This window comes from Chryseobacterium sp., assembly GCF_008014695.1.
In the GTDB taxonomy this organism is placed as follows: Bacteria; Bacteroidota; Bacteroidia; order Flavobacteriales; family Weeksellaceae; genus Kaistella.
On sequence record NZ_VOXE01000002.1, the window covers coordinates 199,588 to 218,133 of the forward strand.

The 18,546-nt window shown below is 40.5% G+C and carries 18 protein-coding genes and 1 tRNA gene; 12 read left to right on the forward strand and 7 right to left on the reverse strand.

The window, feature by feature from the left end; all coding sequences use genetic code 11:
• The first annotated feature begins 4 nt into the window (after positions 1 to 4).
• The 4 genes from FUA25_RS05345 (at position 5) to argS (ending at position 4,564) form a co-directional block, all read left to right on the forward strand.
• Positions 5 to 1,441, forward strand: a complete 1,437-nt coding sequence (locus FUA25_RS05345; protein ID WP_147755875.1) for a SusD/RagB family nutrient-binding outer membrane lipoprotein — start codon at positions 5 to 7, stop codon at positions 1,439 to 1,441.
• An 11-nt stretch (positions 1,442 to 1,452) separates the two neighbouring features.
• Entirely contained in the window at positions 1,453 to 2,196 is a 744-nt protein-coding gene (locus FUA25_RS05350) for an immunoglobulin-like domain-containing protein (RefSeq protein WP_147755876.1), read from the forward strand.
• A gap of 5 nt (positions 2,197 to 2,201) precedes the next feature.
• Positions 2,202 to 2,705: a lipid-binding protein gene (locus FUA25_RS05355; RefSeq protein WP_147755877.1), complete on the forward strand. Its 504-nt coding sequence runs from the start codon at positions 2,202 to 2,204 to the stop codon at positions 2,703 to 2,705.
• 95 nt (positions 2,706 to 2,800) lie between these two features.
• Positions 2,801 to 4,564 (forward strand): arginine--tRNA ligase, encoded by a 1,764-nt coding sequence (gene argS / locus FUA25_RS05360; protein WP_147755878.1) that lies wholly within the window; start codon positions 2,801 to 2,803, stop codon positions 4,562 to 4,564.
• A 43-nt stretch (positions 4,565 to 4,607) separates the two neighbouring features.
• On the opposite strand, the gene FUA25_RS05365 is transcribed toward argS, so the two are convergent.
• A tRNA-Gln gene (locus tag FUA25_RS05365) sits at positions 4,608 to 4,678 on the reverse strand.
• A gap of 95 nt (positions 4,679 to 4,773) precedes the next feature.
• Between FUA25_RS05365 and FUA25_RS05370 the strand changes: the two genes are divergently transcribed.
• Both FUA25_RS05370 and arfB read left to right on the forward strand, forming a co-directional pair.
• Positions 4,774 to 5,823 (forward strand): AMP-binding protein, encoded by a 1,050-nt coding sequence (locus tag FUA25_RS05370; RefSeq protein WP_147755879.1) that lies wholly within the window; start codon positions 4,774 to 4,776, stop codon positions 5,821 to 5,823.
• Positions 5,824 to 5,829: 6 nt separating this feature from the next.
• A complete protein-coding gene (gene arfB, locus FUA25_RS05375) occupies positions 5,830 to 6,222 on the forward strand; it encodes an alternative ribosome rescue aminoacyl-tRNA hydrolase ArfB (protein WP_147755880.1) in 393 nt (130 codons plus the stop codon).
• Between the two features lie 91 nt (positions 6,223 to 6,313).
• On the opposite strand, the gene FUA25_RS05380 is transcribed toward arfB, so the two are convergent.
• A complete protein-coding gene (locus FUA25_RS05380; RefSeq protein ID WP_147755881.1) occupies positions 6,314 to 7,288 on the reverse strand; it encodes a deoxyhypusine synthase family protein in 975 nt (324 codons plus the stop codon).
• Between the two features lie 53 nt (positions 7,289 to 7,341).
• Here FUA25_RS05380 and FUA25_RS05385 point away from each other — a divergent pair, with 53 nt between their 5' ends.
• Together FUA25_RS05385 and FUA25_RS05390 are read left to right on the forward strand one after the other, a co-directional pair.
• The gene (locus FUA25_RS05385) at positions 7,342 to 7,647 is read left to right on the forward strand and encodes an MGMT family protein (protein ID WP_147755882.1); all 306 of its coding nucleotides are present in this window, start codon (positions 7,342 to 7,344) and stop codon (positions 7,645 to 7,647) included.
• Between the two features lie 166 nt (positions 7,648 to 7,813).
• Positions 7,814 to 8,611: a GLPGLI family protein gene (locus tag FUA25_RS05390; RefSeq protein WP_147755883.1), complete on the forward strand. Its 798-nt coding sequence runs from the start codon at positions 7,814 to 7,816 to the stop codon at positions 8,609 to 8,611.
• 105 nt (positions 8,612 to 8,716) lie between these two features.
• Here the strand turns inward: FUA25_RS05390 and htpG are convergent, their stop codons facing one another.
• The 3 genes from htpG to FUA25_RS05405 all read right to left on the reverse strand — a co-directional run bounded on the left by htpG (position 8,717) and on the right by FUA25_RS05405 (position 12,633).
• Complete coding sequence (htpG, locus tag FUA25_RS05395; protein ID WP_147755884.1) at positions 8,717 to 10,612, reverse strand: molecular chaperone HtpG; 1,896 nt, start codon at positions 10,610 to 10,612, stop codon at positions 8,717 to 8,719.
• Between the two features lie 138 nt (positions 10,613 to 10,750).
• Positions 10,751 to 11,752: a recombinase RecA gene (gene recA / locus FUA25_RS05400; RefSeq protein WP_147755885.1), complete on the reverse strand. Its 1,002-nt coding sequence runs from the start codon at positions 11,750 to 11,752 to the stop codon at positions 10,751 to 10,753.
• A 71-nt stretch (positions 11,753 to 11,823) separates the two neighbouring features.
• Positions 11,824 to 12,633: an oxygenase MpaB family protein gene (locus FUA25_RS05405; protein WP_410493467.1), complete on the reverse strand. Its 810-nt coding sequence runs from the start codon at positions 12,631 to 12,633 to the stop codon at positions 11,824 to 11,826.
• A gap of 608 nt (positions 12,634 to 13,241) precedes the next feature.
• Between FUA25_RS05405 and FUA25_RS05410 the strand changes: the two genes are divergently transcribed.
• Positions 13,242 to 14,330: a DEAD/DEAH box helicase gene (locus FUA25_RS05410; RefSeq protein ID WP_317130265.1), complete on the forward strand. Its 1,089-nt coding sequence runs from the start codon at positions 13,242 to 13,244 to the stop codon at positions 14,328 to 14,330.
• A gap of 99 nt (positions 14,331 to 14,429) precedes the next feature.
• On the opposite strand, the gene gap is transcribed toward FUA25_RS05410, so the two are convergent.
• A complete protein-coding gene (gene gap, locus FUA25_RS05415) occupies positions 14,430 to 15,434 on the reverse strand; it encodes a type I glyceraldehyde-3-phosphate dehydrogenase (RefSeq protein WP_147755888.1) in 1,005 nt (334 codons plus the stop codon).
• Between the two features lie 26 nt (positions 15,435 to 15,460).
• Entirely contained in the window at positions 15,461 to 16,447 is a 987-nt protein-coding gene (gene pfkA, locus FUA25_RS05420; protein WP_147755889.1) for a 6-phosphofructokinase, read from the reverse strand.
• 207 nt (positions 16,448 to 16,654) lie between these two features.
• On the opposite strand from pfkA, the gene FUA25_RS05425 reads away from it, so the two are divergent.
• The 3 genes from FUA25_RS05425 to FUA25_RS05430 are packed head-to-tail and all read left to right on the forward strand — an operon-like array spanning position 16,655 to position 18,543.
• Positions 16,655 to 17,983, forward strand: a complete 1,329-nt coding sequence (locus FUA25_RS05425; protein WP_147755890.1) for a hydroxymethylglutaryl-CoA reductase, degradative — start codon at positions 16,655 to 16,657, stop codon at positions 17,981 to 17,983.
• 1 nt (position 17,984) lies between these two features.
• Positions 17,985 to 18,155: a hypothetical protein gene (locus FUA25_RS13230; protein WP_185146661.1), complete on the forward strand. Its 171-nt coding sequence runs from the start codon at positions 17,985 to 17,987 to the stop codon at positions 18,153 to 18,155.
• 1 nt (position 18,156) lies between these two features.
• Complete coding sequence (locus FUA25_RS05430) at positions 18,157 to 18,543, forward strand: DUF423 domain-containing protein (RefSeq protein WP_147755891.1); 387 nt, start codon at positions 18,157 to 18,159, stop codon at positions 18,541 to 18,543.
• Positions 18,544 to 18,546 lie beyond the last annotated feature (3 nt).

An 18,546-nucleotide genomic window follows, 5' to 3' on the forward strand; every position in this document is an offset into this window, starting at 1 on the left:
AAAAATGAAAAAAATAAGAATATTCATATTCGGCCTTGTAGCCGCGATTTCTATAATTTCTTGTAATGATCAGCTCGACATTAATAGAGACCCTGATAATTTATCACCTGAACAAATACCACTTAACAGTGAATTCAGTGGCGCTTCAACGGGAGTTGCGACATCAGCCGGCTCTTATTATGCACTGATCGGAGGATTCTGGAGTCAGTATTTTACTCAAAGTGCTGCTGCTAATCAATACAAAGAGATAGATAACTATTCTATTAATACAGGCGATTACAATGGGGCTTGGTCTTCAATGTACGATGCAATCCTGGATTTAAGAAATGTAAAAAAGAATGCAGAAACTTCGGGTAATTGGAATTATTATTTAATGTCGACCGTTATGGAAGCCTATGCTTTTCAAGTTCTTACAGATTCCTATGGGGCGGTACCTTTTACTGAAGCAACAAATTCTGAAATTTTAGCTCCTAAGTTTGATGAACCTGCAATAATTTATGATGGGCTTGTTGCCAATCTTAAACTTGCCTTATCAAAAGACTTAAGTAGTTCTTCTACCACGGTTATCCCTGGCGGTGATGATTTGGTGTTCGGGGGTGATATGGAAAGATGGAAGCGTTTTGCAAATACGATGCTGTTAAAATTATATATTCGGCAAACCAATTCCAGACCTTCAGTTGCACAGGCAGGTATTCAGCAATTATACTCTTCAGGAGCACAATTCCTTACTACTGATGCCGCAATTACCCAGTACGAAGATCAGGCCAATAAAAGTAATCCATTATACGAAACTGACAGAAGGCAATTGAATGTTGGTACTAATTTAAGAGCAAGTACAACATTGTACTCTTATCTTTCTGACAACAATGATCCCAGAATGCCATTGTTCTATACCAGTGGACCTTCACAGGATCAGGGTGATTTTGATAATACTGCAAATGTAAATGCAGCAGTAATCAAGTTGCAGGCTACGGATCCGGTTTATTTTATATCTGCCGCAGAAAGTTATTTTCTCCAAGCGGAAGCATCTGTAAGATATAATGGCGGCACCAATGCAAAAAACCTTTATGACATGGGAGTGAATGAAGCTTTCAGTCAATGGGGACTTTCACCAGGAGCACTATTAACGGGTGATTATGCTTTTCCTGTGGGAACGAATCCACAACTAGAGGCAATTTTGACTCAGAAATGGATTTCTTTCTTCCCTGGAAAAGGATATGAAGCATTTTTTGAACAAAAAAGAACAAAAATACCGGAAATTAGCAGTGTTCCGCAATCGAGTTTATCTTATATACCGGGGCAGTTTGCGTATTCAGTAGAAGGAACGACTAATGGTTTGTTTCCGAGACGAATTGTATACCCTGTTTCGGAAAGCCAGACCAATGCGAATTTCCCTGGATTGAAACCGATTACCGATGCTTTATGGTATGATGCAAATTAAAATTTAAAATAATGAAAATAAAGAATATTATAAAAATAGCAGCAATAAATGCGTCAGCATTAATTTTCGCAGTTTCTTGCTCATCTGATTCTGATACTTTTGGATTATCCGATGTAACCAATTATCCAGTTCTTGAAGTGTTAGGAAATTCTCCAGCCTTTGTACAACTGGGAGGTTCTTACACGGATCCAGGAGTTAAAGCAACCGAAAACGGAGTGGTTATACCTTTTGAAACTTCCTATCAAGGAGATTATCGTGGGGCAAACACCTTGAATCTTAATGTTGCAGATCGCTATACAGCGGTATATTCAGCAGTAAACAAAGATGGTTTTTCCGCTACCGCTAACCGGAGTATTTATGTATACAAAACGGGAGATTTTTTAACAAGCATAGAAGGTTTGTATGAATCGAAAGTTGTTAGAACCCCCTCACAGGGTGCTGTCCCAGCTAACATTCCATTAAAATATGTTATAATCTGGAAAAACACTGATGGCACTTATGAAGTTAGTGATGCCATTGGTGGGTATTATGATTTGGGAAGAAGTTATGGCACAACATATGCAAGTAGAGGGCTGAAATTGAATTATACTGCAGGTATAGCTACTGTTGCTTCCCAACCAAATGGTGTTGGTGTTTTTGGTGGCAATGTAATGGTGAGTAATGTAACTGTTAATGCTACAACCAAAACAATTGTAATTCCATCTACATGGGATTCTGGATATAATTTTACTGCAACGTTAACCCAAATAAATTAATAATCATGAAAAGGAAATTTTTAAATATACTGTTAATGTTGTCACTAATCGGACTTGTTACTTCTTGTGATAGAGTAGGAGATGGAGATGTGTCAGATGATCAGGGAGGTACATCGACCCAGGAAATGGCTGGTGATTGGTATGTAAAATTCACAGTTGATGGACAGGATGTTTATAACTTCGGTTATACATTGTTAACAACGTATAATACCGCAGCAAATAATGGTCAGGAGATGTGGATTGATGATCATGATAATACTTATGAATACAAAGTCAAAACTCCAATTAACTACTCTACAAAAACGTTTTCAGGTGCAAATCTGCAAAATCAGTCCTACGATGTAGCAATGACCATTACAGAAGGTAAAATACTTAAAGGAGCAGCAACAACTACTGGTGGAAACAAGTCCGACAGTATTGTTTTCAAAGTTGAGTTTGCAGACGATCCGGGGACTATTTACACCGTCGGAGGCTATAAACGAACTGGTTTTGCCGAGGATGAACACTAGATGTATTAAAATGTAATATTTTATCCAGATCTTTTAAAAGACCACTCTCCGGAGTGGTTTTTTTATTTCCGTATATTTGTAATCAAATTTTTATCATGAATATCAAAGACCTTATCCAGCATAAAATTTCCGAAATTATCCGGAGTACCTATCAGATCAATGACCTTAAGCTGGAGGTCCAGCAGAACAAAACGGAGTTTGAAGGCGACTTCACCATCGTAACTTTTCCGCTCGTCAAACTTCTAAAAAAAGGCCCCGATTTAATTGCGGTAGAACTCGGTAACGCACTTTCTGCACAGGCAGATTTTGTACAAAGTTATAATGTTGTAAAAGGTTTTTTAAACCTCACGATTAAGAATAACTTCTTTTTCAGCAATTTCAGAAATCTTCAGCAGAATTTCGGCGCTGTTCAGCCAAAAAATCAGACGGTGATGGTAGAATATTCTTCTCCCAACACCAACAAGCCCCTGCATTTGGGCCATATCCGTAACAATCTTTTGGGATTTTCGGTCGCTCAGATACTTAAAGAAGATGGGTACAATGTGTTAAAAACCCAGATTATCAACGACCGGGGTATTCACATCTGCAAATCGATGTTGGCGTGGGAAAAATTCGGAAACGGACAGACACCGGAATCCACTCATCTCAAGGGTGATAAATTCGTTGGGAATTACTATGTGGAATTCGATAAAAATTATAAAAAGCAAATTTCAGAACTTATAGCGTCAGGGAGTGATGAAGAATCGGCAAAGAAAAATGCGCAGCTTATTCAGGAAGCGCAGAAAATGCTTCTAGACTGGGAAAAAGGCGATGCTCATGTGAGGGATCTCTGGAATGAAATGAACTCCTGGGTTTATGCAGGTTTTGCGGAAACCTATAAAAGACTTGGAGTCGATTTCGATATGGTGCAGTACGAAAGCAATACCTATATTTTGGGTAAAGATTTAATTCACGAAGGCTTGAATAACGGCGTTCTGTACCGCAAGGAAGACGGATCGGTGTGGTGCGATCTTACTGAAGAAGGACTCGATCATAAACTGCTTCTCCGTTCTGATGGTACCTCCGTGTACATGACTCAGGATTTGGGCACCGCAGTGGAACGTTTTAAAGAGAATGATATTCAGAAACTGATTTACACGGTCGGGAATGAACAGGATTATCATTTTGATGTATTGTTTAAAATCCTTAAAAAACTGGGATATAAATGGGCTGAAAATCTGTTCCATCTATCTTACGGTATGGTAGAGCTTCCTGACGGCAAAATGAAGTCCCGTGAAGGGACGGTTGTAGATGCTGACGACCTTATGGAGGAAATGCACAGAACTGCCAAAGAGAAATCTCAGGAATTAGGGAAACTGGAAAATCTTTCTGACAAAGAAAAAGAGAAATCCTATGAAACGGTCGGAATGGGCGCACTGAAATATTTTATGCTGAAAGTGGATCCGAAGAAAAAAATGCTCTTTAATCCGGCTGAAAGTATCGATTTTAACGGGAATACAGGGCCTTTCATCCAGTATACCTATGCAAGGATCCAGTCGCTGCTCAATAAGGCGGATTTTAAAGCTGGTGAGGCTGAAGCTGATTATGATCTGAACGCATCTGAAAAAGAATTGATCATGCAGCTGTCTAACTATAAAGAAGTCATTTCAAAAGCTGCTGAAGTTTTAAGTCCCGCTTTAGTTGCGAATTATCTTTATGAACTCGTGAAGTCCTTCAATTCCTTTTATCAGAACAATCCGATGATGAAACAGGAGAACGAGGGAATCAAACAGTTCCGTCTCGAACTTTCTGCTTTAACTGGAAAAACAATTAAAAAATCGTTGGAGCTTCTGGGAATCGGAACGGTAGACAGAATGTAAAATAAAGAAGCCTTCTGAATTTCAGAAGGCTTCTTTTAAATTGTAGACCCACAGGGATTCGAACCCCAACTGACGGTACCAAAAACCGAAGTGCTACCGTTACACCATGGGTCTCAATTATTGTGGTGCAAATTTAAAATAATTTTTAATAACTGCAAATAATTTCTTCATTTAAATACCAAAAATCTTTTAATAAATTTTTTCAGGAAATGACCATTGATTTTAAGGACTTCAATATGAATCGTTTATCAGACGAAAGTGATTTTGAAGAAAAAGTGCAAATTTTTCTAAAAGAGTGGTTTTCGCCGTCCAAAGCCGTCGCCGTACAGACTTCAGGCTCCACTGGCGCTCCGAAAATCTTTCAGATTGAAAAAAATAAGATGCTCAGTTCGGCACAAATGACCTGCGATTTCCTGAAACTGAAAGAAGGGGACTCGGCATTATTGTGCCTTCCGGTGGAATATATCTCCGGAAAGATGATGCTGGTACGTTCCATTTCACGAAAGCTGAAACTTACCGTTAAAAATCCGACCTCGAATCCATTGGAAAATCTCAGTGAGGAATTTGATTTCTGCGCAATGTCTCCGCTGCAGGTTGAGAATTCGTTGGAGAAGATCCATTTGATCAGAAATCTTATTATTGGCGGTGCAAAGGTTTCAGAAAATTTAAAGCAAAAGATTCATCAGGCAGGATTGAAAAATTCAAAAATTTATGAGACCTACGGAATGTCTGAAACCCTTTCCCATATTGCACTGAAGCAAATTTATCCGGTTGTCGAAGAATATTTCACTGTTTTCAAAGGTATTGAAATTGATCTGGATGATAGAGGTTGTCTCATTATCAATGCGCCCAAACTCAGCCCGGAAATCATTCGGACTAATGATTTAGTTGAGTTAATTGGTGATCAAAAATTTAAATTCATCGGGCGGTTCGATAACGTCATCAATTCTGGGGGACTGAAGATTCATCCAGAAAAATTAGAAGCGTTGGTGAGTAAGAAACTTCCAAATGAAGTGGTGTTTTCTGCTTTAAATGATGAAAGGTTGGGGCAGAAATTGATCCTGATTGTAGAAGGTGAGGACTCAGAAGAATTAAGACATAAGATTGCAGATGTGTTGGATGAAATTGAAGTTTCACTGTCAAAAAACCACAGGCCGAAAGAAATCTTTTACCTGCCCAAATTTTCGCGGATCCCAAACGGAAAGATTAACCGAAAAGAATTGTTAAATTTGGTTCAACCGTACCAGACATTACTTTAATTATAAATGAAAGATTTCTCAAAAGAGCTTACTTACAAAACCTCCCGCAGCAGCGGAGCAGGCGGACAGAACGTGAACAAAGTGGAAACCGCGGTTACAGTGATGTGGAAGCTTTCTGACACGGATTTTTTCAATGATGATGAAATAGAACTAATTTCTACAAAGCTTAAAAACAGAATCAACCTAGAAGGAATCCTGCAGCTTACCGTTTCAGAAAGCCGGACTCAGCTTCAGAACAAGAAAATTGCCACTGACAGAATTCTGGAAATCGTCAATAAGTCTTTAATTAAACCCAAGCCGCGAAGAGCCACAAAACCTTCAAAAAGGCAGATTGAAAAAAGGATTACGGCAAAAAAACATCTGGGTGAAAAAAAAGAAAACCGGAAATTCAGGTTTTAGCAACTAAAATAGTTAACAGAAGTCTTATATATTTAAAAAAAATGTACAACTTTTTGAGTTGTACATTTTTAATTTTTTAGGAAATGCTGAGCTAAGAATTCTCCAGAATATAAGAGAACATTAACGGTGCACAGATGGTGGCATCACTTTCAACGATAAACTTCGGTGTTGTGATATCCAGTTTTCCCCATGTGATTTTTTCGTTGGGAACCGCCCCCGAATAAGAACCGTATGAAGTTGTGGAATCGGAAATCTGACAGAAATAAGACCAGAACGGAATGTCGTGCATTTCCATATCCTGATACAGCATTGGAACCACGCAGATCGGGAAATCACCTGCGATTCCACCACCAATCTGAAAGAATCCGACACCTTTTCCGCCTGAGTTTTTTGGATACCAGTCGGCCAGGTGAGTCATGTATTCAATACCGGATTTCATTGTAGAAGGCTGTAATTCTCCTTTGATGCAGTAACTCGCGAAAATATTTCCCATTGTGGAATCTTCCCAGCCCGGTACAACAATCGGTAGGTTTTTTTCTGCAGCAGCAAGCATCCAGGAATTTTCTTTCGGAATTTCATAATATTGTTCCAGAACGCCAGATAAAAGCATTTTGTACATATATTCATGCGGAAAATATCTTTCTCCTTTCGTTTCGGCGTCTTTCCAGATTTCGAAGATGTGTTTCTGTAACCTTCTAAAGGCTTCCTCTTCCGGAATACAGGTATCGGTCACCCTGTTCAGGCCTTTTTCCAGTAAAGCCCATTCCTGCTCCGGGGTCAGATCCCGGTAATTGGGAACCCTTTCGTAATGGGAATGTGCTACGAGGTTCATGAGATCTTCTTCCAGATTGGCGCCGGTACAGGAGATGAACTGTACTTTGTCCTGACGGATCATTTCCGCCAGAATTTTGCCGAGTTCGGCAGTTGACATGGCTCCGGCAAGGGTAATCATCATTTTTCCGCCGTCTTTCAGGTGGGCAACATATGCTTTGGAAGCGTCTACTAAAGCCGCAGCGTTGAAATGTAAATAGTATTTTTCGATAAATTCGGTAATCGGTTTATTCATAAATTTTTTGCTTTGCGCAAAGATAAGAATTTATAAAATCTTAATTTTGAAGGATGGATGAAATGTTCAGAAAACAGGTTTTTGAAATCATCATGATGATTCCGGAAGGACGCGTGACGAGCTACGGCGCGATTGCGAAAGCAGTTGGTTATCCGAACCATGCGCGTCATGTTGGCAACGCTTTGAGAAACTATGAAGTAAATTTTCCTGCGCACCGGGTTTGCAATTCGTCTGGACACATTACGGCCAGTTGTCTGGATGAATTCACTGAAAAGTTAGGTAAAGAAGGAATTAAAGTGAAAGGAAACAGCATCCAGGATTTTAGAAAGATTTTCTGGAATCCTTTGGAGGAATTGTGAGGTCTTTTTTATTAAATACTAAAGTTTATTTCCTTGCTTCTACATTATCTATGAAAAATTTGTTCTACTCTTGTTTTTTAGTTGTGCTAACTTAGTTGTACTGATATAACAAACGAAGCGAATTAATTCAGGAAATGGCTTGTATCGGAGTTTTTAAAATTGAAAAATGCATAAATTCTATATCACAATATCATTTTTAACAGGTATTTTGAGTTTCGGTCAAAATAAAGTTGACAGTTCTTACTTGCAGTGTAAATACCAAATGATTTTTTTAGTAGATACTTTGGATGTTTCTACTACACAAGATGAGTTAACTAGCCTTTTAATCGGGAAAAATGTGTCATTATTCAGGAGTGATCTAAAGATAAAACAGGATTCCTTAACTAAGAAAGCGATTGGATATGCTTTTAATACTATAAAGAATGGAGGGATAATTTCCCCTGATTTTTCTAATATTAAAAGAGCGAAATTTCAGCCGGAAGTATACAGAAAAAACGGGATCGTGAAAGTTTATTCGAAAATACTTAATAATGTATTTGTCTTTGAACCGATCAACAAAACGGTGTGGAAACTAATTGATGAAACGAAGTCTATAAATGGATATGTTTGTCATAAAGCTGTCGGAAAGTACGGTAGTAGAAATATTGTTGCATGGTATTCCAAAGATATTACGATTCCTGAAGGCCCATATAATTTTAAAGGCTTGCCAGGACTCATCATTGAACTGTATGACGAGAAAAAATTTTATCACTTTACCCTGAGTTATCTTCAAAAAGAAAAACTTCCGATCACTCTTTTAAATGACGCAATTGAAACCACATACGAGAAATATATAAAAAGGCGAAAAGATGTGGAAAATGATCCTTCCGGTAACTTTAATGCCGTTTCGAGAATTCCTGTTTCAAAAGAGGATGAGAAAAGGCTGATTCAACGCATGAAGCATAAAAACAATTATTTGGATTAATGTGTTTTTATTGCAATGTTAACTTGAAAATAAATTCGGCGGAGCCAAAGGCTCCGCCGAATCAGTATAAAGTCTGTAAAGGCCTAACTTAAAAGTTTCCCAAAATTATTTCGCCAGTTCATGATAGCTTCTCTGGATAAAATCCGTCAGATCTTTTCCTTTCAGAAGATTCTGAGATAATTTAGCCAGATCCAAAGCCTGCTTAATATGAGCTGTTTTTTCCTCCGTATTCTCGGTTTTTAAAATTTTTCCGGCAAGTTCGCTGTTCGTATTCACCACCAGATTATACATTTCAGGGAAACCTCCCATCCCGAACATTCCGCCACCACCGGTCGCTTGCATGTCTTTCATTCGGCGCATAAATTCAGGTTGGGTAATGATGAATGGAGCATCGGTACTGTCCAAATCTTCCAGCTGAACCGCGAATTTTGTATCAGAAATACTTTCTTCCACATTTTTTTTCAGTGATTCCTTTTCGGTTTCACTGAGTTTTGAAATTACAGGTTCATCTTTTTTAATCAGATTGTTTACGTGGTCGGCATCCACCCTTGCAAACTGGATTTTTTCTTTTGTAGTTTCCAGTTTCTGGATCAGATGCGGCACAATCGGCGAATCCAGAAGCAGCACTTCATAGCCTTTGTCTTTCGCAGCCTGAACGTAACTGTGCTGATCATGCTCATTTGTTGCATAAAGAATCACCAGATTTCCTTCTTTGTCGGTCTGGTTGGCCTTGATTTTTTCTTCGAGTTCATTCCAGAGGAAATATTGACCGTCAACGTTCGGATATAACGCGAATTTATCAGATTTTTCCGCAAATTTCTCTTCCGAAATAATTCCGTATTCAATAACGATTTTAATGTCGTTCCATTTTTTCTCGAAATCTTCACGATTTTCATTGATAAGCGAAGCCATTTTGTCGCCCACTTTTTTGGTGATGTAAGAAGAGATTTTCTTCACCGCCCCGTCAGCCTGAAGGTAAGAACGGGAGACATTCAGCGGAATGTCAGGAGAATCGATCACTCCTCTCAGAAGCATTAGAAAATCCGGAACGATTCCTTTGACCTCGTCCGTTACATATACCTGGTTTTGATAAAGCTGGATTTTGTCTTTTTCGATATTCAGGTTGTTTGCCAGTTTTGGGAAGAAGAGAATTCCGGTCAGGTTGAACGGATAATCGACATTTAAATGAATGTGGAACAAAGGATCCTCGAACTGCATCGGATACAGTTCCCTGTAAAAATTCCGGTAATCTTCATCTTTAAGTTCAGCCGGAGCTTTCGTCCACGCCGGTGTCGGATTGTTGATGATATTATCCACTTCCTTCGTTTCCGGTTTTGCATCTTCTGCGGCGTCTTCCGGCAAAGGCAAGGTTTCTTTTTTGGTTCCGAATTTAATGGGAACCGGCATGAATCGGTTATATTTCAGTAAAAGTTCCCGAATTCTGGATTCTTCCAGGAATTCTGTGGAATCTTCTGCGATGTGGAGGATGATTTCAGTACCCCTGTCGGTTTTGTCGGTGGTTTCTTCCAGAGAGAATTCCGGACTGCCGTCGCAGATCCATCGCACAGCCGGTTCACTATCTTTAAAAGATTTGGTAATCAGTTCCACTTTTTCGGCAACCATGAAAGCTGAGTAAAAACCTAGACCGAAATGGCCGATGATTCCTGAATCTTTGGCAGTGTCTTTATATTTTTCAAGGAACTCTTCTGCTCCTGAAAAAGCCACCTGATTAATGTATTTTTCAACCTCTTCACCAGTCATCCCGATTCCCTGGTCAATAATGTGGAGTTTCTTATTTTCCTTATCGATTTTTACTTCAATGTACGGATTGCCGTAATCTACCTTCGCTTCACCAATGTTGGTGAGGTGTTTCAATTTTAAAGTAGCATCGGTCGCATTGGAAATCAACTCCCGCAGGAATATTTCGTGATCGCTGTAGAGAAACTTTTTAATCAGCGGAAAAATATTTTCCACTGAAACATTGATATTTCCTTTCGTCATAATTTTAAGATTTTTATTCCCGGTTCATTTTTCAAAAAAAATACCAGATTGAAGAAAATGACATTTTGACATTTTCTGTGAAGAGATGAGAAAAAAAAGACAGCGCGTAGCTGTCTTTTAAATTTAATTGATTCTGAATTATTTGTTCAGCAAATGTTCTTTGATCTTGCCTTCAAGTTCTTCCGCAAGTTCAGGATTGTCTTTCAGCATGTCTCTTACGGCATCACGTCCCTGACCAAGTTTTGTTTCGTCGTAGCTGAACCATGAACCGCTTTTTTTCACGATGCCTGTTTCTACAGCCATATCCAGAATTTCTCCCACTTTCGAAACCCCTTCGCCGTACATAATGTCGAACTCCGCCATTTTGAAAGGTGGTGCGACTTTGTTTTTCACAATTTTTACTTTCACACGGCTTCCTACAGCTTCGTCCCCGGTTTTAATAGGCGCACTGGCTTTTCGGATGTCGATTCTTACAGATGCGTAAAACTTCAAGGCGTTTCCGCCGGTAGTGGTTTCAGGATTTCCGAACATTACCCCGATTTTTTCCCTCAATTGGTTGATGAAAATTACGGTACATTTTGTTTTGGAAATTGTAGCGGTCAATTTTCTCAGTGCCTGAGACATCAGCCTTGCGTGAAGCCCCATTTTCGAATCACCCATTTCCCCTTCAATTTCCGCTTTTGGCGTTAATGCCGCAACCGAGTCAATCACCACGATATCGATGGCGCCTGAACGGATTAAATTATCGGCAATTTCCAAAGCCTGCTCTCCGTTGTCGGGTTGTGAAATGATTAAATCATCAAGATTGATCCCGAGTTTGGAAGCGTAATGTCTGTCGAAAGCATGTTCCGCATCAATGAAAGCAGCGATTCCGCCGGCTTTCTGCGCTTCTGCGATCGCGTGCAAGGTTAAGGTGGTTTTACCTGAAGATTCAGGGCCGTAAATTTCGATCACTCTACCTCTAGGATAACCGCCAACTCCTAAAGCCAGATCCAGACCGAGTGAACCGGAAGGAATGACTTCGATGGAAGTGTCAACGGAAGCATCTCCCAAAGTCATGACCGTTCCTTTTCCGTATGTTTTATCAAGCTTTTCAAGCACCAGTGCCAGTGCTTTTTTCTTATCGTCAGTACTGCTCATTTGTATATTTATATTTATACAAAAATACGGAATTCTTCTTTATTTTATCCTATAAAATTCTCAAAAACTGCCTAGTAATGAAAATCTTTCGGGGTGTGTTTTAGGTAATCATCAAGTACTTTCAGTTGCTGCTTATTCCCGGTTTTCACGAGTTGACTGTATTTCTTTTCCGAAGATAATTTAAAAATTTTCTGCGTCAGAATATTGGCTTTTCTGATGAGGGAAGGGAAGAGATGAGGCACGGCAACTGCGGGAATCAGGAGTCTATTGTTGATTTCAGCATCCAACAGATACCAGTTGCAGCAGATGTGAAGATACCGCAGGTTTTTGCGCTGGAATTCATATTTCAGAATCGTGGACTGGAGGTTTTCATCCAGCAAAGCTTTCGCCAGATGAGCGGAATCTTCATCCCCTTTTGCCTGGGTTGCCGTCCAAAGATAAAACTGTTCAGTCGCCTGCTGCCGGTTTTCAGGCATAAGATCTGCGGGAATACCGAGAAGGTAGCCGATGTATTTCCAGAGATGAAAAACCCCTTTTTCTTCCTCTTCGGAGATAATGATTCCGAGTTTTTTTAGGCCCTGCATAAAAACAAGGCTGAAGCCGGTGTAAGTAGCGACCATATCCCACGTGTTAATTGGTTCGCCCCAGTTTCCATAATCCCAGTCTTTGTTTTTCTCTTTAATTTTCAGGCGCGCATAGGAATGCATCAACCGCGTTCTTACGATCAATTGATAGGCATCAGAATTTATTTTTAATGCATTTTCCCGCGTTACGTTCACCCAGAATTCGAGCGTGTCTTTTAGGCGTTTTACCGCACCTTTCTTCAAAACTCCCGTAAAAACCAAGGGTTTGTTGAGGTAGGCGAAATCGTAACCACCCATCAGCGTAAAATCCCGCAGAATTATCAAGGCGTTTGTGCCGGTACGCATGCAGAACCTTGCCCCGACATTGGCCAAATTTTCATCGTACCAATCCGGAATTTTCTGCATTTGGAGGAAAAGTTTTTTCAGCGCCTCTGGAGCTTCTTCGTTTGCTGAAATTTTAGTTTTAGAAAACCGGTCTACCAACGCTGCTGCTTCATGATAGGGTAGTTTCAGATAGGTCTCTTTCACAGCATCGTCGCCCAACACATCTACTTCGTGATAAAGTGGCGAATATTTTTGAAAATCCTGCATGTCAACATCTATATCCGCACAATTCAGCAGTTCTTTTCCGTTGCCTTCTTCCCAAAAATTCCTGAAATGGGGTGCATTATAAAATTGAGGTTTTGCCTTCATTTAAATATTTGGTGCGTGATTACTTTGAAGCAGCAGAACTGCAATCTCTGAGCCACCAAAGTTACGAATAGCCTAATTGTTTCAATTTAAAATTTTTCTTAAAAGTGCAAGTAAAGAGTGATGTTGAATAGATTATCTTTGCGGAAATAAATACTTCTATGTCTTTTGAATCTTTGGGCTTGTCACACAACATAATAAAATCAGTCAAAAAATTGGGCTTTTTAAAGCCTTTCCCCATTCAGGAGCAGACCGTTCCAGTCATTTTATCGGGAAAAGATCTGATGGGAATCGCACAGACCGGTTCAGGGAAAACCGCGTGTTTTGTAATGCCCATTTTGGAAAAACTTCAGAACGAAGAGGTGAAAAAAGACCGGAATATTCAGGTATTGGTATTGGCTCCGACGCGGGAACTGGTGATTCAGATCGATGAGGTTTTCCGTGCTTTTACCGAGAATTTAAAGAGAGAAATCAGAACCATGGCGGTTTATGGCGGCGTTTCCATCAATCCGCAAATGAAAGGAATGTTTGGAGTGGAAGTTTTGGTGGCAACACCAGGAAGACTTCTTGATCTGATTGAGCACAAAGCCTTAAGTATTTCACAAATCACCCATTTGGTCATTGATGAAGCCGACAAAATGTTCCAGTTGGGTTTCGAAGAAGAGATGAATAAGCTTTTCGCGATGATGCCCGCCACAAAACAGACGGTCTTGTTTTCAGCCACTTTGAATGATAAAGTCGAAGAAATTAAAAACCGTTTAACAATTGATCCGGTGCTTGTAGAAGTCAAACCGGACGAAATTGATATCGATAAAATTACCCAGCTTGCTTACTTGGTTACCGAGGAAACGAAAGGTCCGTTTTTACGGTATCTGATTAAGGAACAGAATATTAAACAGGCATTGGTCTTCGCTTCGTCAACTAGATCTGCGGATCATCTTGCAGAAAAACTCAATAAAAATAAAATTCCGGCAACAGCGGTGCACGGAAAAAAATCCCAAGGCTCAAGGACGGGAAACCTGAAAGAATTTAAAGAAGGCGACACACAGATTCTTGTGGCTACTGATCTTATCGGTCGCGGAATTCACATTGAATCTTTGGCGGTGGTCATCAATTATGAATTGCCCCGTTCGCCACTGGATTATATTCACAGGATTGGACGGACCGGTCGTGCCCTTGAAACCGGCACGGCCATAACTTTGGTGACTGAGGCTGATCTTCAGCACTTCAGAGTGATCCAGAAAAAGATGGGAAAAAAGGTTCAGCTTTTACGCACCGAAGAGATCAATCTGCACGGCTATTAATTGTTTTTGCGTGTTCTCAAATCTTTATTCAAACAGAAGAAAAACAAAAAACCGCTCAGATGTGAGCGGTTTTCTTATTGATTGCCTTTTACTTTCTTATTACAAAGAAGCTGAATGTACCAATAGATCAGCTAATTTATTGGAATATCCCATTTCATTGTCGTACCATGAAACCAGTTTCACGAAGGTGGGAGAAAGCATGATTCCTGCATCTTTATCGAATACAGAAGTTCTTTTTTCACCAACGAAATCCTGAGAAACCACGGCATCTTCCGTATAACCTAAAATTCCTTTCAGCTCACCTTCAGAAGCTGCTTTCATTGCTGCGCAGATTTCCTCGTAAGAAGTTGGTTTTTCAAGCCTAACCGTTAAATCCACAACTGAAACGTCGGCTGTTGGAACTCTGAAAGACATTCCCGTCAGTTTTCCGTTTAAGGCTGGAATAACTTTGCCAACTGCTTTTGCAGCACCGGTTGAGGATGGAATGATGTTGTTCAAAGCTGAACGCCCGCCTCTCCAGTCTTTCATTGAAGGTCCGTCAACAGTTTTCTGCGTTGCAGTGGTTGCATGAACGGTTGTCATCAGTCCTTCAATGATTCCGAAATTATCGTGAACTACTTTTGCCAACGGCGCAAGACAGTTGGTGGTACATGATGCATTCGAGAAAATATTGATATCGTTCGTCAGATCCTTGTGATTTACCCCCATTACAAACATTGGTGTGTCGTCTTTTGGCGGAGCGGAAAGAATCACTTTTTTTGCACCGGCGTTAATGTGCGCCTGCGCAGATTCCTTTGAAAGGAAAAGCCCTGTAGATTCTACGATATATTCTGCACCTACTTCGTTCCATTTCAGGTTGTTCGGATCTTTTTCAGCAGTAACCCTGATTTTTTTACCGTTAACGATGAGGTCGTTTCCGGATACAGAAACTTCACCCTTAAATTCTCCGTGTACAGAATCATACTTCAGCATATAAGCCATATATTCGGCATTGATGAGGTCATTGATTCCTACAACTTCGATGTTTTCTCTTTCGGCCATTGCTCTGAAAACAAGACGCCCAATTCTACCGAATCCGTTGATTCCTACTTTGATTGTTGACATAGTATTTGTATTAAATTATTTCTTATTTAAATTGCCAGAATTTCTGAGATTTTCAGCAAATCCTGGTTGATTTCGTTGTGTTTAACGATTGCAGTTTCAAAAGGGGTGAATATCAGTTTATTCGACTGCATTCCGGCCATAACATTAGATTTTCCCTTCATTAGACCGATTACTGCACCGTAACCCAACCTGCTCGCCAAAACGCGGTCGGCGCAGCTTGGCGATCCGCCTCTCTGGATGTGGCCCAAAACCGCCACTCTGATATCATAATCCGGAAATTTTTCCTGCGTAGCTTTGGACAGTTCATAAATATTGCCGAGTTGTTCGCCTTCTGCCACCACCACAATGCTCGATGATTTTCCGGCTTTTTCGGCGCGGTCGAATGTAGCAAAAAGGTCTTTCAGGCTGTCCTTTTTTTCGGGAATCAAAATATCCAGTGCGCCGGCTGCAATTCCGCTGTTCAGGGCAATAAATCCTGCATCACGTCCCATTACTTCAACAAAAAACACCCTGTTGTGTGAGGTCGCAGTGTCCCGGATCTTATCGATGGCTTCCATTGCGGTATTTAAAGCAGTGTCGTAACCAATCGTATTGTCGGTCCCGAAAATATCATTGTCAATGGTTCCCGGAACGCCGATTACCTTAATTCCGAATTCCTCGTTGAAAATTTTTGCTCCAGTAAAAGTTCCGTCGCCGCCGATACAGACCAGTGCATCAATTTCATGTTTCACACAGTTTTCGTAGGCTTTCTTACGGCCGGCTTTCGTCATAAATTCCTTGGATCGAGCCGATTTCAGGATTGTTCCTCCTTCATTAATGATGTTTTTAACGGATCGCGGTCCCATTTTAATGAAATCGTCATGAATAAGTCCGTTATAGCCTTCCCGTACCCCGAAACATTCGATATTGTAGTAGCTTGCCGTACGTACTACAGCTCTCAGCGCTGCATTCATTCCCGGAGAATCGCCTCCTGAAGTTAAAACTGCAATTTTTTTTACCGAACTTTCCTTCATACCTAAAAATTTCAACGCAAATTTACAAAATCCCGCCAAATATTGAGTCACGAAACCGACTTAAAAACACAGGACACAAAAAGAAATTGGATGCAGCAGTCCAAATGCCTGAAATCATCAGTCAGCTGTTCTTATCATTAGGTTTTATCAAAAATCAATCAGCTGACGGTACATTTTTTTCCTATCTTTGAACTTTAATCATTTTCTATGAATCACAGTCCGGTTGAAGGTTTTTCAAAACTTTCAAAACAAAGAAAGATCGATTGGCTCATTAAAGAATATCTGAATGAAGACCGCAGTTACGAACAGATTCTCCAGCAATACTGGAATGGGGATGACACGCTGCAGAAACTGCATGAAGAATTTTCGGAAAATACGCTTTCAAATTTTTATATGCCTTATGGCATCGCTCCCAATTTTTTAATTGACGGGAAACTTCTGGCTTTGCCGATGGCCGTAGAAGAAAGTTCTGTGGTGGCAGCTGCCTCGAAATCCGCGAAATTCTGGATTGATAAGGGAGGGTTTAAAACGACGATCATCAATACCAAAAAACTCGGACATACACATTTCATCCTGAATGTGGAACCTCATAAACTGCAGCATTTCTTTAATTTTAAATTGAGGGAAAAACTTTTCGAAGGTACGGAAGCCATTACGAAAAACATGAGGAACCGCGGCGGCGGCATCCTGAACATCCGTCTTGTCGATAAAACTGCTGATCTGGAAAACTATTTTCAGCTGAAGGCAAGTTTCAATACCGTAGATTCGATGGGGGCGAATTTCATCAATTCGTGCCTCGAACAGTTCGGGAAAACGCTGAAGGAGGAAGTGGCGAAAGAGGAGAGTTTTACGCAGGAAGAAAAGGATTCGCTGCAGATTGTGATGAATATTTTATCGAATTTCACGCCCGACTGCATCGTGAGGGCAGAAGTTTCCTGTAAAATTGAAGACCTGAAAGACGACAGCGGAATTTCAAACGAAGAATTCGCGACAAAATTCAAAAGAGCCGTAACGATTGCCGAAATTGAGCCTTTCCGCGCCACCACGCATAACAAAGGCGTGATGAATGGGGTGGATGCGGTGGTCATTGCGACCGGAAACGACTTTCGCGCCACCGAAGCCTGTGCGCACGCGTATGCGGCGAAAGACGGAAAATATACGAGTTTAACACACTGTACGATCGATAACGGCATTTTCAGATTCTGGATCGACCTGCCGATCTCTGTTGGAGTGGTGGGTGGCTTAACCAATCTTCATCCGCTGGTGAAATTTTCTCTGGCCCTGCTCGGGAAACCTTCAGCGCAGGAACTCATGAGCATCCTCGCGGTTTCAGGTCTGGCGCAGAATTTTGCTGCGCTTCGTTCCTTGGTGACGACTGGAATTCAGAAGGGTCACATGAAAATGCATCTGCTGAATATCCTGAACCAACTCGGTGCAACGGAAGAGGAGAAAAATCATTTTGTGACCTATTTTAAAGATAAAACGGTGACGCATCATGAAGTCATCAATGAATTTAACAGCCTAAGAAATAAATAAGATGTTTGGAATTTTTCTGGCTCTCATCCTGCTTATTTTCGGTATTTTTCTGAAGGTTACCAAAGATCCGGGATTTGCTGCTTCAAAAAGGTTTTCCTGGCTTTTTATTGTCATTGGTATTCTGACACTGGCCGGAAAATTAATCATCATGTATCAAAAAGGACAATTATAATATGAAGACATTTACATTGGTCGCCGGGGCAGTTTACGGATTGCTTTCGGTGATATTAGGCGCTTTCGGCGCGCATGCACTGAAAAAAGTTTTGTCGGCAGACAAGCTGGCCAGTTTCGAAACCGGTGTGAAATATCAGATGTATTCCGCGCTGTTTCTGCTGATTGTAGGATATATTTTAAAATTTGAAACGCCGTCAGAAAAATGGATTTCCATTCTTATGATTGCAGGAACTTTCCTGTTTTCGGTCACGATTTATCTGTTGAGTTTTACCGACGTTTGGAATACCAACCTTAAATTTCTCGGTCCCATCACCCCAATTGGCGGTTTGCTCATGATCATTTCGTGGGCCATGCTTATTTTTTACTTTTTGAAAAACAGAATCTAAAAA